At 53.2% G+C, this 16,842-nt stretch carries 18 protein-coding genes; 15 read left to right on the plus strand and 3 right to left on the minus strand.

Annotation, left to right across the window (positions count from 1 at the left end):
- Positions 1–25: 25 nt before the first annotated feature.
- The 8 genes from efeO to BN1044_RS19895 all read left to right on the plus strand — a co-directional run bounded on the left by efeO (position 26) and on the right by BN1044_RS19895 (position 9,452).
- Positions 26–1,150 (plus strand): iron uptake system protein EfeO, encoded by a 1,125-nt coding sequence (gene efeO, locus BN1044_RS19860; protein ID WP_072310131.1) that lies wholly within the window; start codon positions 26–28, stop codon positions 1,148–1,150.
- A gap of 65 nt (positions 1,151–1,215) precedes the next feature.
- Positions 1,216–2,514, plus strand: coding sequence for an iron uptake transporter deferrochelatase/peroxidase subunit (efeB, locus tag BN1044_RS19865; RefSeq protein WP_072310132.1), 1,299 nt, complete (start codon positions 1,216–1,218; stop codon positions 2,512–2,514).
- A 221-nt stretch (positions 2,515–2,735) separates the two neighbouring features.
- Entirely contained in the window at positions 2,736–4,133 is a 1,398-nt protein-coding gene (gene norV, locus BN1044_RS19870; RefSeq protein WP_072310133.1) for an anaerobic nitric oxide reductase flavorubredoxin, read from the plus strand.
- 10 nt (positions 4,134–4,143) lie between these two features.
- Complete coding sequence (gene norW / locus BN1044_RS19875) at positions 4,144–5,286, plus strand: NADH:flavorubredoxin reductase NorW (protein WP_072310134.1); 1,143 nt, start codon at positions 4,144–4,146, stop codon at positions 5,284–5,286.
- 18 nt (positions 5,287–5,304) lie between these two features.
- Positions 5,305–5,649, plus strand: coding sequence for a TehB family protein (locus BN1044_RS19880; protein WP_072310135.1), 345 nt, complete (start codon positions 5,305–5,307; stop codon positions 5,647–5,649).
- 179 nt (positions 5,650–5,828) lie between these two features.
- On the plus strand, positions 5,829–6,980 hold the full coding sequence (gene flhB / locus BN1044_RS19885; protein WP_072310136.1) for a flagellar biosynthesis protein FlhB: 1,152 nt from the start codon (positions 5,829–5,831) through the stop codon (positions 6,978–6,980).
- Entirely contained in the window at positions 6,973–9,048 is a 2,076-nt protein-coding gene (flhA, locus tag BN1044_RS19890) for a flagellar biosynthesis protein FlhA (protein ID WP_046458506.1), read from the plus strand. Before flhB ends, flhA begins: the two co-directional genes overlap by 8 nt.
- Positions 9,048–9,452, plus strand: a complete 405-nt coding sequence (locus BN1044_RS19895) for a flagellar protein FlhE (protein WP_072310137.1) — start codon at positions 9,048–9,050, stop codon at positions 9,450–9,452. The genes flhA and BN1044_RS19895 overlap by 1 nt, the downstream gene beginning before the upstream one ends.
- A gap of 249 nt (positions 9,453–9,701) precedes the next feature.
- On the opposite strand, the gene BN1044_RS19900 is transcribed toward BN1044_RS19895, so the two are convergent.
- The 3 genes from BN1044_RS19900 to flgA all read right to left on the minus strand — a co-directional run bounded on the left by BN1044_RS19900 (position 9,702) and on the right by flgA (position 11,308).
- Entirely contained in the window at positions 9,702–10,127 is a 426-nt protein-coding gene (locus tag BN1044_RS19900) for a flagella synthesis protein FlgN (protein WP_072310138.1), read from the minus strand.
- Positions 10,128–10,140: 13 nt separating this feature from the next.
- Positions 10,141–10,440, minus strand: a complete 300-nt coding sequence (gene flgM, locus BN1044_RS19905; RefSeq protein ID WP_072310139.1) for a flagellar biosynthesis anti-sigma factor FlgM — start codon at positions 10,438–10,440, stop codon at positions 10,141–10,143.
- Between the two features lie 187 nt (positions 10,441–10,627).
- The gene (gene flgA / locus BN1044_RS19910) at positions 10,628–11,308 is read right to left on the minus strand and encodes a flagellar basal body P-ring formation chaperone FlgA (protein WP_072310140.1); all 681 of its coding nucleotides are present in this window, start codon (positions 11,306–11,308) and stop codon (positions 10,628–10,630) included.
- A 227-nt stretch (positions 11,309–11,535) separates the two neighbouring features.
- Here flgA and flgB point away from each other — a divergent pair, with 227 nt between their 5' ends.
- From flgB to flgH, 7 genes are all read left to right on the plus strand, one after another.
- A complete protein-coding gene (gene flgB / locus BN1044_RS19915) occupies positions 11,536–11,949 on the plus strand; it encodes a flagellar basal body rod protein FlgB (protein ID WP_025802296.1) in 414 nt (137 codons plus the stop codon).
- 5 nt (positions 11,950–11,954) lie between these two features.
- Positions 11,955–12,359, plus strand: coding sequence for a flagellar basal body rod protein FlgC (gene flgC / locus BN1044_RS19920; RefSeq protein WP_025802294.1), 405 nt, complete (start codon positions 11,955–11,957; stop codon positions 12,357–12,359).
- Positions 12,360–12,370: 11 nt separating this feature from the next.
- Positions 12,371–13,072, plus strand: coding sequence for a flagellar hook assembly protein FlgD (flgD, locus tag BN1044_RS19925; protein WP_025802292.1), 702 nt, complete (start codon positions 12,371–12,373; stop codon positions 13,070–13,072).
- 53 nt (positions 13,073–13,125) lie between these two features.
- A complete protein-coding gene (flgE, locus tag BN1044_RS19930) occupies positions 13,126–14,370 on the plus strand; it encodes a flagellar hook protein FlgE (protein ID WP_072310141.1) in 1,245 nt (414 codons plus the stop codon).
- A gap of 68 nt (positions 14,371–14,438) precedes the next feature.
- Positions 14,439–15,194 (plus strand): flagellar basal body rod protein FlgF, encoded by a 756-nt coding sequence (locus tag BN1044_RS19935; protein WP_072310142.1) that lies wholly within the window; start codon positions 14,439–14,441, stop codon positions 15,192–15,194.
- A 39-nt stretch (positions 15,195–15,233) separates the two neighbouring features.
- On the plus strand, positions 15,234–16,016 hold the full coding sequence (gene flgG, locus BN1044_RS19940) for a flagellar basal-body rod protein FlgG (protein WP_004092136.1): 783 nt from the start codon (positions 15,234–15,236) through the stop codon (positions 16,014–16,016).
- Positions 16,017–16,030: 14 nt separating this feature from the next.
- Positions 16,031–16,834 carry a flagellar basal body L-ring protein FlgH gene (gene flgH / locus BN1044_RS19945; RefSeq protein WP_247650303.1) on the plus strand — a complete coding sequence of 268 codons (804 nt, stop codon included), beginning with the start codon at positions 16,031–16,033 and terminating at the stop codon, positions 16,832–16,834.
- Positions 16,835–16,842: the final 8 nt, after the last annotated feature.

Here is a 16,842-nt window from a genome sequence, read left to right on the forward strand (position 1 = left end):
TCCTATTTTTCAGGGAGTTATTTCTATGTCTAGCACGACTTTTCGCCGCACCGCGCTGTCTTTGGCTTTACTGACTTTACCTGCGACCGCGGCGCTTGCCGCCGACGCATTGCCGCAGGTGAAAATCGCGGTCAATGACAAACAGTGTGAGCCGATGACGCTCACTATTCCTGCCGGAAAAACCCAGTTCATCGTGCATAACAACAGCCAAAAAGGTCTGGAATGGGAAATCCTTAAAGGCGTCATGGTGGTAGAAGAGCGTGAAAACATCGCCCCTGGATTTACCCAAAAAATGACGGCAACCCTTGAAGCGGGTGAATACGATATGACCTGCGGGCTGCTCAGCAATCCGAAAGGAAAAATTATTGTTCAAGCCGCTGACGGTGCAGCCGCGGCGAAGACTGACGCAATGGCGCTGGTAGGACCGATTGCAGAATACAAAATTTATGTCATACAAGAAGTTAAACAGCTGGTTGAGCAGACTAAAGCCTTCACCGATGCGGTGAAAAAAGGCGATCTGGCAACGGCACAAAAACTTTATGCCCCAACGCGTCAGCATTATGAGCGCATCGAACCGATCGCAGAATTGTTCTCCGATCTCGATGGCAGCATCGATGCGCGTGAAGACGACTACGAACAAAAGGCTCAAGATCCTAATTTCACCGGCTTCCACCGTCTAGAAAAAGTGTTGTTTGGTGACAAAACCACCAAAGGAATGGACGGTTATGCGGATCGTCTGATGAAGGACGTGCTCGAACTACAAAACCGCGTGACGACGCTCACCTTTGCCCCAAGCAAAGTTGTCGGTGGCGCGGCAGGTCTAATCGAAGAAGTGGCGGCAAGCAAAATTAGCGGTGAAGAAGATCGCTACAGCCGCACCGATCTGTGGGATTTCCGTGCCAACGTCGATGGTGCGCAAAAGATTGTGAATCTGCTGCGTCCGATGTTGGAAAAAGCGAATCCTCAGCTGCTCGCCAAAATTGACGCCAACTTTAAAACAGTCGATTCCATTTTAGACAAATACCGCACCAAAGACGGCTATGAGTCTTACGAAAAACTCACCACCGCAGATCGCAATGCGATGAAAGGGCCGATCACTGCGCTGGCAGAAGATTTGGCACAGCTGCGCGGTGTGTTAGGGCTCGATTAAGATCCTCGATGCGCTTAGAACGCTAGTTGCACAAAACTGGAATTCGAAATACTGGGGTTAGAGAAATGAGTGGTAAAGGATGCCCGATCACCGGGCTGACAGGGGAGGCAGAAATGCCTTCCCGCCGCCGTTTACTGTTAGGCGCCGGCGCGTTAAGCGGCGCCTTGGTATTAGGTGGAGCAGTAAAAGCAGATACCGGCACCAAACCGCTGGCGACGGATAAATCCCCCGAGAATGCGCGCTGGCAGAAACAGCCCTTCTATGGGGAACATCAGTCCGGCGTACTGACGCCGCAGCAGGCTTCGGCCATGCTGGTGGCCTTTGACGTGCTCGCGACGAATGCTGAAGATTTACAGCGCTTAATGAAATTGCTCACCGAGCGGATTGCCTTTTTGACGCACGGCGGAGAAGCGCCGCACGCAGATGCCAAATTGCCACCGATGGACTCCGGCATTATGGGGCCAGAAATTTATCCTGATAATTTGACGATTACCGTGTCAGTCGGGGATTCGCTGTTCGATCAGCGTTTCGGCTTGGCTGCGCTGAAGCCGCTTCAGTTGCAAAAAATGACGCGTTTCCCTAATGACTCGCTGGACGCGGCGATCTGCCACGGCGACCTGTTGCTACAAATTTGCAGCAACAGCAACGACAGCGTGATCCACGCGCTACGAGATATTATCAAATACACGCCCGACTTACTCAGCGTGCGCTGGCGGCGAGAAGGTTTTATCTCAACCCATGCGGCGCAAAGCCATGGCAAAGAAACGCCGATCAATCTTCTGGGTTTTAAAGATGGAACGGCGAACCCAAACGCCGATGACAAGCCTCTGATGAACGACATCGTGTGGGCCACCGCCGATCAAAAAGAGCCCGCATGGGCGGTGGGCGGCAGCTATCAGGCGGTACGTATTATTCGTTTCCGCGTGGAGTTTTGGGATCGCACACCGCTGCAAGAGCAGCAAACCATTTTTGGTCGTGATAAAGCCAGCGGTGCACCACTCGGCATGGCGCATGAACACGATGAACCTGATTACACGCAGGATCCTGAAGGAAAAGTGATCCCTCTGGATGCACATATTCGTCTGGCTAACCCTCGAACAAAAGAAACGCACAGTAGCTTAATGATGCGTCGTGGCTACAGCTATTCGCAGGGCGTATCTAACTCCGGTCAACTGGATATGGGATTGTTGTTTGTGTGCTATCAACACGATCTGGATAAAGGCTTTATTACCGTGCAAAAACGCCTGAACGGCGAAGCGTTAGAGGAGTACATCAAACCGATCGGCGGTGGATACTTCTTTGTTCTGCCGGGAGTGAAAGATAAAAACCACTATCTAGGTGAGGGACTGTTCCAGAAGGTTTAGTTTAAATATTAATGAGATAAGAGCCTAAACTCACAACTCGAACGCCAGCATCTTGCTGGCGTTTTTTGTTTTCACCGCTAAAACTCGCGGATACTCCTCAAGGGTTACCCCAAGAAAAAGTGCACCCTTTAAGTTGCATTTGAAATGCATATTAAATACTATAATTGCAAAGGCGCATTTGAAATGCATATTTAAAAAAGAACAAGAATCAGGAGTGGGTCATGGCTATTCAGGTAAAAAACAACGTCTACTGGGTGGGTAAACAAGACTGGGAACTGCGCGAATTTCACGGCAGCGAATACTCGACTCACAAAGGCTCTAGCTACAACAGCTATCTGATTAAAGAAGAAAAGAACGTTCTGATCGATACCGTCTGGACGCCTTACGCCGCCGAGTTTGTGGCGAATTTAGAGCGCGAAATCGATTTAGACAAAATTGATTTCATCATTGCCAACCACGCAGAAAGCGACCACAGCGGCGCATTGCCTGCGCTGATGGCCAAAATTCCGAACACCCCAATTTACTGCACCGCCAATGGGGTGAACTCCATCAAAGGTCATTACCACCAAGATTGGAATTTCCGCGTGGTAAAAACCGGTGACTCTATTGATATCGGCAACGGCAAAAAATTAGTGTTCGTTGAAGCGCCAATGCCGCATTGGCCAGACAGCATGATGACGTACATGACGGAAGATGCGCTGCTGTTTAGCAACGACGCTTTTGGTCAGCATCTTGCCAGCGCCTGTTTGTTCAACGACGAAATTGACCAAAACGAACTGTATAACGAATGCATCAAGTACTACGCCAACATCCTGACGCCGTTCAGCAAACTGGTCACGAAAAAGATTGAAGAAGTATTATCACTGAATTTGCCGCTCGATATGATCTGCACTTCGCACGGCATTATCTGGCGCGATAGTCCGGCGCAGATCGTTGAAAACTATCTCAAATGGGCAGACAGCTATCAGGAAAACCAAATTACCCTGATCTACGACACCATGTGGAACGGCACGCGCACCATGTCGGAGGCGATTGCTCGCGGTATCCATCTGGCCGATCCTAGCGTGGTGGTCAAACAGTTCAATCTGGCAAACTCAGATAAGAATGACGTACTGACCGAAGTGTTCAAATCCAAGGGCATTTTAGTCGGTTCTCCAACGGTCAATAACGTAATGCTGCCGCAGGTGGCAGGGTTATTAGAAGAGATGCAGGGCTTGCGCTTTACCGGCAAAGCCGCGGCGGCGTTTGGTAGCCACGGCTGGAGCGGTGGTGCCGTCGACCGTATCTCTTCACGTCTGCAAGATTGTGGATTCATGATGATGCGCGGCATCAAAGCAGAGTGGAAACCGACCGAGGATGCGGTTGCTCAGTGCGAAGCCTTCGGCGCTGAATTTGCCCGTCAGCTTGGCGCTCCGGCATGTTGTGACAGCGGCTGTGCAGGCGCAGAAAAATCCTCTTCAGGTAAATGGATCTGCCGCACCTGTTCATGGGTTTACGATCCTGAACTCGGTGAGCCAAATCAGGGGGTTCCGGCAGGTACCGCATGGGAAGACGTGCCAGACAGCTTCCTCTGCCCGGTGTGCCTGATGGGCAAAGACGACTTCTATCCTGCCGACTGAGGAACATATTATGGCTGAGAATCATCCTGTCATTATTGTTGGCAGTGGTCATGCCGGGCTGCAGCTGGCGCGTAACCTGCGCCGTCTGCAGCCGACCTCAGGGTTAGTGATGATCTGCGCCGATGACGGCGTGGATTACGCCAAACCACAGCTAAGCCATGCCTTTAGCCAGCAACAAAGCGCAGAGCAGCTGACGCGTAAAACGGCTCAGGAACTGCGCCAAGAACTGAAAATGATGCTGCTCACTGAACAGCGCGTAGAGGCGATCCACCCCGTAGAACAAACGATTGTGGTCAATGGACGCACTTTAGCCTACAGCAAACTGGTCTTAGCCACGGGGGCTCGCGCTTTTGTTCCTCCGGTAGCGGGAGATGCAAGTGATGACATCAAAACGCTCAACAGCCTGCAAGAGTATCGCCACCTGCGTGAACGAATGATGCAGGGCGAGCGAGTTTTGGTGCTCGGCGGCGGTTTGATCGGCACTGAAATTGCGCACGATCTTGCCGTGGCGGGTAAACAGGTCAGTGTATGCGATCCTTCCGCACAGCTTCTGGCGAGCCTTTTGCCAGAGTTTGCCGAGCAGCGACTGGCAGAAACGTTACAGGCGCTATCTTGTGAGCTGTTGCTAAACAATACGTTGGAGATGCTACAGCGTCTGCCTCACGGCGTGCGGGCTACTTTCACCCACGGAGAAGCTCGCGAATTCGACCATGTTATTTGCGCCGCGGGGCTACGCCCTAACAGCGAGCTTGCTGCACAGGCGGGGCTGAACGTCGAACGAGGCATCGTGGTTGATAACCAGCTTCGCACCTCCGATCCCTATATTTACGCCTTGGGTGATGTGGCGCAGATCGAGGGTCGCTTATGGCCGTTCTTACAGCCGATTTCGCAGTGTGCCGCGGCGTTGGCAAAAACGATCGCGGGTGAACCGACTCACGTCACGCTGCCGGTGATGCCGGTTAATGTAAAAACGCCGCGTTACCCGCTACAGCTAGCGGGGGAAACACGGGCTGCCGACGTTGATTGGCAGATAGAACAGGATGCCAACAGCCTATTGGCAAAAGCTTATCGCGACGAAAAATTAGTGGGTTATATCGCGGGCGGCACCGCACAAATGCAAGGCTTGGCGCTGCTGCGTCAGCTCTCAATATAAAGTGAAAAGGTGAAGACTATGTTCAAGATCCCAGCAAACTATCATGTAACTCGTAGCACACCGTTCTTCAATCGCCAGACTGTACCTGCGGCGTTGCTAAGCCATCACAACACCAAAGCCGGTGTGTATGGCCGACTCTCCGTGATGCAGGGCGCGGTCAAATATTATGGTTTTGCCAACGAACAGGCACAAACTCCAGAGATTGAAGTCACTATCAATGCTGGACAGTTCGGCGTTTCGCCGCCGCAGTACTGGCATAAAGTCGAACTGCTGACCGAAGACACCTATTTCAACTTGGATTTCTTTGCTCAAGATAGCGCAGATGCAGATAAGAGCGATTTAACCAAAGTGGTTGATTGCTAACCTCTCGCACGGTGCCTCCTGCGTTTTATCTCCTCCCCGAACAAGGGGAGGAGTAACCCCAAACGATCCCGCAATAAACCTAAATTTCCCCCCTTTATTCTCGCCATGGCTTTTTTTCTCATCTGTCATCCTATGCACTGACTAATTTTCATCTTTAGCAAAAGCCTTGGGATTGCGCGGTGTCAGAAGATAGCGATCTAGAAAAAACAGAAGACCCCACATCCCATAAGCTTGAAAAAGCGCGTGAGAAGGGACAAGTACCGCGTTCGCGTGAGCTCACCTCGATGCTGATGCTGGCGGCGGGTATTTCTATTCTGTTGATCGGCGGAGAGCATTTGGCTCGCCAGCTTTCGGCGATGATTTCGCAGGGTTTACAGTTTGACCAGTTACTCATTAGCAATGACAAACAGATGCTGCGCCAGCTTGGTAATTTATTGCAGCAGGCCGTAACGGCGCTCATGCCTGTTTTGCTCGGCCTGATGATGGTCGGCTGGGCCGCGCCGATGTTGATCGGCGGCTTTTTCTTTAATCCGGGATCGATCAAGTTTGATTTAAGCAAGATGAGCCTGCTGTCAGGGTTAAAGCGCTTGTTTTCCAGTCAGGCCTTAGCGGAGCTATTGAAAGGCGTGCTGAAGGTGGTGCTGGTTAGCTGGGTTGCCGGCTGGTTTATCTGGCATTACTGGGGGCAAATGCTGGCGCTCATTGCAGAGTCGCCCCTTGATGCGATGGGCGATGCGCTGCATCTGATTGGCATGTGCGGGTTGTTGATTGTATTGGGCTTGGTGCCGATGGTGGCGTTCGACGTCTTCTACCAGATTTGGAGCAACATCAGCAAACTCAAAATGACCAAGCAGGAAATCAAAGACGAGTTTAAAGAACAAGAAGGCGATCCCCACGTCAAGGGACGCATTCGCCAGCAGCAACGTGCTGCCGCGCGTCGCCGCATGATGAGCGATGTGCCTAAGGCCGATGTGATTGTGACCAACCCGACGCACTATGCGGTGGCCTTGCAGTATCAGGAAAACAAAATGAGCGCGCCCAAAGTATTAGCGAAAGGGGCCGGAGAGATTGCGCTACGCATTAAAGAATTGGGCAATCAACATCGAATTCCTCAGCTAGAAGCACCGCCGCTCGCCCGTGCGCTCTATAAACACAGCGAGATTGGACACCATATTCCCGCCACGCTTTACGCCGCGGTTGCCGAGGTTTTAGCGTGGGTCTACCAGCTAAAACGTTGGCAGAAAGAGGGCGGCTTAGCACCGAAGAAACCACAAAACTTGCCAGTGCCGGAAGCACTGGATTTTGCCGGAGAGAAGACCACCGATGAGTAATTTGGCTGCGTTGTTACGCATACAGGGAATGAATGGATCGCAGTGGAAGGTGCTGGCTGGCCCGATCCTGATCCTGATGATCCTGTCCATGATGGTGCTACCGCTGCCGCCATTCATTCTAGATTTATTGTTTACCTTCAATATCGCGCTGTCGATCATGGTGCTGTTGGTAGCCATGTTTACCCAGCGTACGCTGGAGTTTGCGGCGTTCCCCACCATCCTGCTGTTTTCCACCTTACTGCGACTCTCGCTGAACGTGGCATCAACGCGCGTTATCTTGCTGGATGGGCATACCGGTGGTGCCGCGGCGGGGCGGGTTATCGAAGCTTTTGGTCACTTCTTAGTGGGCGGCAACTTTGCCATTGGTATCGTGGTCTTCATCATTTTGGTGCTGATCAACTTCATGGTTATCACCAAGGGTGCTGGGCGTATTGCTGAAGTTGGGGCTCGCTTCGTTTTAGACGGTATGCCGGGTAAACAGATGGCGATTGACGCCGATCTCAACGCCGGTTTGATTGGTGAAGATGAAGCGAAAAAACGCCGCTCCGAAGTGACGCAGGAAGCCGACTTCTACGGCTCCATGGACGGTGCGAGTAAATTTGTGCGCGGTGATGCCGTTGCAGGCTTGATGATCATGGCGCTCAACGTGGTCGGCGGGCTGCTGGTGGGGGTTATTCAGCACGGTATGCCGGTTGGGCAAGCGGCTGAAACCTACACCTTGCTGACTATCGGTGACGGGCTGGTTGCGCAGATCCCTGCGCTGGTCATCTCCACCGCAGCGGGTGTTATCGTGACCCGCGTCAGTACCGACCAAGACGTTGGCGAGCAGATGGTCACCCAGCTGTTTAGCAATCCGCGCGTTATGATTTTAAGTGCTTCGGTGTTGGGTCTACTTGGCCTCGTTCCGGGAATGCCAAATCTGGTGTTTCTGCTGTTCACCGCCGCATTGCTGGGTATTGCCTATTGGATCAGCAAGCGAGAAGGGCGCGCGGCACCTTCGCAGGCTGAACAAGCTATTCCTGAAGCGCCACCGGTGGTTGAAGCCACGTGGGAAGACGTTCAGCTTGAAGATCCGCTGGGTCTGGAGGTGGGTTATCGCCTGATTCCAATGGTCGATTTCCAACAAAACGGCGAGTTGCTCGGGCGCATCCGCAGCATTCGTAAGAAGTTTGCGCAAACCATGGGCTTTTTACCGCCGGTGGTACATATCCGTGACAATCTGGAGCTAAGCCCGTCTGGTTACCGTATTTTGCTCAAAGGGATTGAAGCGGGACGCGGTGAGGCACACCCGGGCCGCTGGTTGGCGATTAATCCGGGCAGCGCGGCGGGAACCTTAGAAGGCGAAGCCACGGTCGATCCGGCGTTTGGGCTTCCTGCTATTTGGATTGATAACGCCCTGCGTGAACAGGCGCAGATTCAAGGTTTCACCGTGGTCGAAGCCAGCACGGTGGTGGCAACCCACCTCAACCACTTGGTTGGAAATCACGCCAGCGAGCTGTTTGGTCGCCAAGAAGCCCAGCAGCTGTTGGAACGTGTTACGCAGGAAATGCCTAAGCTGACCGACGATCTGATTCCGGGCACCGTCACCCTCACGACGTTGCACAAAGTTCTGCAAAATCTGCTGGCGGAAAAAGTCTCGATTCGCGATATGCGCACGATCATTGAAACGCTGTCTGAACATGCGCCGACGCAAAGCGATCCGTATGAGTTGACGTCGGTGATCCGCGTGGCGCTTGGCCGTGCGATTACCCAACAGTGGTTCCCCGGCGAAGGCGAGATTCAGGTCATTGGTCTGGACACACCGCTTGAGCGCTTGTTATTGCAGGCACTACAAGGCGGTGGCGGCTTAGAACCTGGTTTAGCCGATCGCCTGTTAGAGCAGGCGCAGCAGGCATTACAGCGTCAGGAATTGCTCGGCGCACCGCCGGTGTTGCTGGTCAACCACGCGCTGCGCCCGCTGCTAGCGCGCTTCCTACACCGCTCGTTGCCGCAGCTGGTGGTATTGTCGAACATGGAAATCAGTGACAACCGCCAGATACGTATGACCTCAACCATTGGTTCTGCCTAATGAAACGCGCCATTTCACTCACACTTCTGATGACAATTTCCTGCTCTGCCAGCGCCGCTGGCGGCAGTTGGTCGGCGGACAGCACGGGTGCAACGCTTAGCCATAAAGGCGTGAGCGTCACGTCACGCCCGTTAAGTCCTACGGTGGGAATTCCAGCCGGAGCAACGATCCAAGATGTGGTTTGGCGCTATCAACTGCTCAATCCTGCGCCAGCAGGATTGGCGGTACAGCTTTGCTCCCCGCAACGCTGCTTTTGGCTAGACAGTGCCAATGGGCAAAGCCCTGCGCTGCAAGGCGAATCCGCCGCATCCCCGCTAACGATGACGCTACAGATCCCCGGTAAGGGCGTAATTTACCCACCGGTGCGCGTGGTGAGTCAGCAGGTGATTGTGAATTATCGCTGAGGCGAACCATCTCACCTTTTTAAACATAGACGAGCACTAATACCCATCCCAACCCTCCCTTTAATGGGGGAGGGAACCAAACCGTGTAGATATCTAGGAAGCTCGATCTACTTTTCTTTCTAAAAAGGGAGGCTATCCACGCCGTAGGTAGAGAAGTACAAATGCTGTCTTTGAAATATAAGAATATCTCGATCTGCTCCTCCCCCTGCGAAGGGGGAGGTTGGGAGGGGGTATTGCTGAAAATACGAACTAAATACTCAACTTCCTGCCCGTAATCATCCCGCTTTGCGCCTGTCCATCGGGGCCATACAGCGATTGCCCATGGCGGCTTTTCAGCGTATCGAGTGCGCCTTGATTGCGGGTGAGATGTTGGTTGAGCAGCATGCCGTTGTGCTGGTTCATATCGTGTAATCTCTTAGTGAGATCCATGATGCTTTGCCACAGCGTTGAAAGTTCGGCATCTTCTGAATAGGGGGCTTGATCGCCGGTATTATGACGATGCTGTTCCTGATGGCGAAGCGTGGCGAGCAGATTCTCTTTTTCTAAGGTGGCGGCCTGCAAACGCACTGCGTCTACACGACCGGCACACAATAGTGACTGTTCGTTTTCAAGCTCAACTTCAAGCGTTTTCAGGGTGTCCAACATGTGTTGCAGCACGTCTAACGTTCCGGGCATAGATGACTACCTGTCAGTCGTTTGATTTCAGTAAATCGTGGGTGTCCTGCAACAGCGCGTCGGCAATTTTACCGGTATCCATGCTCAACTCGCCGTTACGGATAGCCAGCTTCAATGCTTCAACGCGTTCCACGTTGATATCTTGGCCGTTAGGCTGCATCAAGCGTGATTGCGCATCGCTTAATTTAACCTGTGCGCCGTCAACCGCAGGTTGGCTGGTCGCCTCTTTGCGTTTTTGTTGCTGAATTTCGGATGCTTCTCTTGGCTGAATCGGAGTTACACCGCTCAGCGAATGGGTGCGATCTATGCTCATTGTCATTATCTCACTGGTTAGTTGGCGCTAGCCTGTTCTGTCATTAAACACAGCGACAACGTGTTTTTCTCTGTTTGTACCATCGGCCCGGCAGCCAATAACTTTAGTCATAATTGCTTGTTTCGATCGATTTATTGCACTTTTTTTTCAAAAAACACCAAAAAAACGCGGCCATTGGCTGAAATAATCACATTAGCAGCGTTATTGAACCCTGCTCGGTGGCCTTGCCGGTGATAATTTGCCCTGATGCTAAGCGTACTCGAACGCTGTCGGCGATGGCCGCATTGTTGAGTGCTTTCCCTTCGCTGGTGACGTTGAAGCCGTCTCCCTGCGCTAAAATCTGCACCGACTGGCCCGCTTTGATTATCCACGAACGGCGTATCATTGACGCGGTGACCGTTTGACCTGCGGCTAAATCACGCGTTAATACCGCGCTATCGAGCTGGCTTATTTCCATAATGCTGCCAGCTGGGAGCTTATCCAAACGGCCCTGTGTCATTTTGAAATCAGCCGGGCTGATATGCTGACCGCGAGTGAGCGGCGACTGAGCAACGGGGTATTCTCCCGTGACTTGAACCTCAACCTGCAAATAGCGTTTATCCTGCGGACATTGGGCAAGCACGCTCACGACTCCCCAACGACGCGCCGAAGAGGGCATGGAAAACTGTGGTATTTCACACTTTGGCCACTGTGACTGCGGGGATCGAATATTAACGTTGACCTGCTGATTCTCAGCGCTGTATTGCTGGCTAAAAAATTGGTGTAACCCCTCTTCAAGCGCCGATGCCGCCTGAGCGGCTGGCAAGAATAAACCCCCTAATAGGGCTGCATTCAGAATGAACAGCGGCTTCAATGAGCCAAAACGCATATGGCCTCCGCGGGCGATGATGACGGCATTCGGATAACTTAAGTTCCTTAGTCTAACGTCTTCATCGCAAAATAAAGGCCACAAATAGCGCCGCATTATGCGCTTATTCCTCCCATCGTCTGTATTCACCCACGTCTATGCTATCCACTCCAAATTGTCATTCTTGACGATCTGCTGGCCCGTTGTATGCGGCGGCAGCGCGTCCTAAACCACTTAGCGGAGAAGGTATGCTCGATAAACTGGATGCTGCGTTACGTTTTCAGCAAGAAGCTTTAAACCTACGCGCACAGCGTCAGGAAATCCTGGCTGCCAATATCGCCAATGCTGATACCCCTGGTTTTCAAGCCAGAGATATTGATTTTTCATCACAGCTCACGCGAGCCATTGAACAAGGCCGAGTGAACGGCAGTGGTGTTTCCCTCACCACCACCTCCAGCCGTCATATCCCAGCCCAGAATTTCCAGCCACCTGAGCTGGACATGCTTTACCGCGTGCCCGATCAGCCTTCGCTGGATGGCAATACCGTAGATATGGATCGTGAACGTACCGAGTTTGCTGATAACAGTCTGCGTTACCAAACCGATCTCACCGTTATCAGCGGGCAGATCAAAAGCATGATGTCTGTGTTGCAACAAGGATAACGACCATGTCGATGCTCAACATTTTTAATATTTCCGGTTCGGCGCTAGCGGCTCAGTCGCAGCGTATGAACGTGGCGGCCAGCAACATGGCTAACGCCGACAGCGTTACCGGACCTGACGGCGAACCCTACCGCGCCAAGCAGGTGGTATTTGAAGTTCAGGCTGCGCCAGGGCAGGAAACCGGCGGAGTGAAAGTCTCGCAGCTGGTGGACGATCCGTCGCCAGAGCGTTTGGTGTACCAACCGGGTAATCCGTTAGCCGATGCCAAAGGGTATGTGCGGATGCCTAACGTCGACGTGGTGGGGGAAATGGTGAACTCCATCGCCGCCTCACGCAGCTATCAGGCCAACGTCGAAGTCCTCAACACCACCAAATCGTTAATGATGAAAACATTAACGCTTGGTCAATAACAGGAGGCGCTATGGCAGTTTCTGTCTCGCTAAATGATCCGGTTGATATTTCCAGCGCAACCAACAAAACCAACAGCAGCAATGGGCTAACCAGCCAAAACAGTCAGGACTTAAGCAACAGCTTCCTGACGCTTTTGGTTGCGCAGCTAAAGAATCAGGACCCTACCAATCCGCTACAAAACAATGAGCTAACCAGCCAACTGGCGCAGATCAACACCGTCAGCGGCATTGAAAAACTCAATACCACGCTGGGTTCTATTTCCGGCCAGATCAATAGCAACCAGTCTTTACAGGCCAGCAGCCTGATTGGTCATGGCGTGATGATCCCAGGCAAAAATATTTTGGCTGGCAAAAACGAAGGCGATACCACCACCAGCACCACACCGTTTGGGTTTGAGCTAGAAAGTGGCGCGCAAAGCGTTGTGGTTAGCATCAGCGATGCCAACGGCGTGGTCGTTAAGCAAATTGATTTGGGCACCCAAACCGCTGGGGTTCACAGCTACACCTGGGATGGTACCCAAACCGACGGCACCAATGTGCCAAACGGTGCGTACACCTTCAGCGTTAGCGCAACCAATCAAGGCCAGCCGATGGTGGTTCAGCCGCTGCACTTTGGCATGGTTAACGGCGTAACCAAAAACGGCAATGGCGCGTTGCTGGAGCTTGGTATGGCGGGCACGGCTTCGCTTGATGACGTGCGCCAGATTTTGTAGCGCTGACGGATTTTTCTAATCGCTTATTTTGACCTTCAGATACAGGACCTCACATGGGATTCAACCAAGCAGTCAGCGGATTAAACGCCGCCGCCAGTAACCTCGACGTTATCGGCAACAACATCGCCAACTCGCAAACCGTAGGGTTTAAATCCGGCTCGGTGACCTTTGCCGATATGTTTGCCGGCTCTAAAGTGGGTCTAGGCGTAAAAGTCGCCAGCGTGCAGCAGGACTTCACCGACGGTATCACCACCACCACTAACCGTGGTTTGGATGTGGCTATCAGCGGTAACGGTTTCTTCCGCATGCAAGATGCCAACGGTGGCGTGTATTACTCACGTAATGGACAGTTCACCAAAAACCAGGACAACTTCCTGACCAATGCGCAGGGCGTATTCCTGACCGGCTATCCGGCTGCGGGCTCACCGCCAACCATTCAGCAGGGTGCGCAGCCTTCAGCGATTCAGATCCCAACCGGCATGATGCCCGCCAAGGCCAGTAGCTCAGGCAACATGAGCATGAACCTGAATTCGGCGCATGACGCACCTAAGAATACCCCGTTCAAAGTGGATGACGTTGATTCCTATACCTACGCCACCTCCATCACCACCTACGATTCGCTGGGTAACTCCCACAACATGAATCTCTATTTTGTGAAGGGCACACCTACAGCAGCGACGCCACCTGCAACGGGCACCGTCACGCCGTGGACGGTGTACAGCGTGGACAGCGCGGCTGCAACGGGTGCGGCACCACAAAATGCAGGTAAGTTAGAGTTTGACCAAAACGGTACGCTGCAAAATTCTGGCACGCCTTTAGCGCTGAACATGGCGGCTAATAACGGTGCGCCAGCGCAAAACTTCAATCTGACCTTCACCGGCTCCATGCAGCAAAACACCGGTAAAGACGGTGTGACCGCCAAGAGCCAAGACGGCTATGCCGCTGGTGAGATGACCGGCTATCAGATTAACGACGACGGCACCATCACCGGTACCTACTCCAACCAGCAAACTCAGCTGCTTGCCCAGATTGTGATGGCCAACTTTGCCAACCCAGAAGGCCTACAGTCTGAGGGCAACAACATGTGGAAAGAGAGCGCGACTTCCGGTCAGGCGATTGTGGGTGTTCCCGGCGCAAGCGGCTTGGGCGCATTGACCAGCGGGGCGGTAGAGGCGTCAAACGTCGATCTGAGTAAAGAACTGGTCAACATGATTGTTGCCCAGCGTAACTACCAGTCCAACGCGCAGACCATCAAAACGCAGGATCAGATCCTGCAAACGCTGGTTAACCTGCGTTAATTATCACTTACCCACATCTTCTGGGCGCAGAGGAAACTCGCTGCGCTCAGAGGTAACAGGCAGATGCTATGGATCACGCGATTTATACCGCGATGGGGGCCGCAAGCCAAACCCTCGAACAGCAGTCAATTACCGCCAACAACATGGCGAACGCCAGCACGCCCGGCTTTCGTGCTCAGTTGGCAGCGCTACGCGCGGTGCCGGTAGAAGGCGATAGCATTGAAACCCGCACGCTGGTCGCTGCGTCAACGCCGATGCACGACATGAGCATGGGCAAGCTGGACTACACCGAGCGCCCTCTGGACGTGGCTTTGCAGCAGGATGGCTGGCTGGCGGTGCGTAATGCTGACGGTACGGAAGCCTATACCCGCAACGGTAGTTTACAGATTAACACCGCAGGGCAGCTGACCTCGCAGGGCAACTTAGTGATAGGCGATAACGGCCCGATCGCAATCCCCGATCGCGCGGAAGTCACTATTGCGGCAGACGGCACCATCACCGCGCTCGGCGCGGGCGACCAGCCCAACACCACGACTCAGGTCGGGCGTTTGAAGCTGGTGAAAGCCACGGCGCAGGAAGTTCAGCACGGTGACGACGGCCTGTTTCATCTCACGGCTGAAGCACAGCAGCAACGCGGTGCCACGCTGACGCTCGACCCTGAGGTTCGTCTGATGCCCGGCGTGTTGGAAGGAAGCAACGTTAAACCGGTGGATACCATGGTCGATATGATCGCCAACGCCCGTCGTTTTGAAATGCAGATGAAGGTCATTCGCAGCGTGGATGACAACGAACAAAAAGCCAACCAGCTGTTGTCATTGAGTTAATAGCCGCTGCGCGATTTGAATAACTGTAGGAGTGTTTGAATGATCCGTTCACTGTACATCGCAAAAACCGGGCTTGAAGCCCAGCAAACTAACATGGACGTTATCGCCAACAACTTGGCGAACGTCAGCACCAACGGCTTTAAACGCCAACGTGCGGTATTTGAAGATCTGATGTACCAAACGCTGCGTCAGCCGGGAGCACAATCTTCCGAGCAAACTACGCTGCCATCGGGTTTACAGATTGGTACCGGTGTGCGTCCTGTTGCCACCGAGCGCTTGCATAGCCAAGGCAACCTGTCGCAAACCGACAACAGCCGCGACGTTGCAATCAAAGGCCAAGGTTTCTTCCAAGTCCAGCAGCCGGACGGCACGCTGGCCTATACCCGTGATGGATCATTTCAGGTTGACCAAAATGGTCAGTTGGTAACCTCGAGTGGTTTCCAAGTGGTTCCCGCGATCACTATCCCTGCTAACGCCACCAAGCTGACCATCGGCCGTGACGGTATTGTGAGCGTGAATCAGCAAGGCCAAACCGCGACCACGCAGGTTGGGCAGCTGACGCTAACCACCTTTATCAACGATGCGGGTTTGGAAAGCGTGGGTGAAAATCTGTATCAAGAAACAGAAAGCTCCGGCGCACCGACCGAAAGCACGCCTGGCCTGAACGGTGCTGGCATGCTGTATCAAGGCTATGTTGAAACCTCGAACGTCAATGTGGCCGAAGAGTTGGTCAATATGATCCAAACTCAGCGCGCCTATGAGATCAACAGTAAAGCCGTGACAACGTCTGACCAGATGCTGCAGCGCTTAACGCAGCTCTAAGGACTGATAGCCGCATGTTTATTGAGACATCAGACGTACGCTATAACCCCACCTTACCCCGTATGTCAGGGGACGGTAGGAACGCGATCGGCTCCTTCCCCTGTAAAGGGGGAGGCTGGGAGGGGGTTTCAAGCAAACTTATTATCAGTGCCGCATTGAGTGCGGCTTTACTGCTTTCCGGCTGTGCCTACATTCCACACGATCAAATCGTGAAGGGAACCACCACGGCCTCACCGGCACCGGCGGCACCGCCAATTGCCAATGGTTCTATTTTCCAAAGCGTGCAGCCGATGAACTACGGCTACCAGCCGCTGTTTGAAGATCGCCGCCCGCGCAACGTTGGCGATACGCTCACCATCGCGCTGCAAGAGAACGTCAGCGCGAGCAAAAGCTCTTCGGCGAACGCCAGCCGTAACGGCAAATCCAGCTTTGAAGTGGCGACCACGCCGCGCTATCTGGAAGGGCTGTTCGGCAATGCGCGTGCCGATATGAATATGTCGGGCGACAACCAGTTTGGCGGCAAGGGCGGAGCCAACGCCAACAACACCTTTAACGGCACTATTACCGTGACCGTGGCGGAAGTTTTAGCCAACGGCAACCTGAAAGTGGTGGGCGAAAAACAGATAGCGATTAACCAAGGCACCGAATTTATTCGTTTCTCCGGCGTTGTGAATCCTCGCACCATCAGCGGCAGCAATACCGTGGTTTCCACGCAGGTGGCTGATGCTCGCATCGAATATGTCGGCAGCGGGTATATCAACGAAGCGCAAAACATGGGTTGGTTGCAGCGGTTCTTCCTCAACCTTTCACCGTATTAATAAGGTCT

This window comes from Hafnia alvei (assembly GCF_900095695.1).
GTDB lineage: Bacteria > Pseudomonadota > Gammaproteobacteria > Enterobacterales > Enterobacteriaceae > Hafnia > Hafnia alvei_B.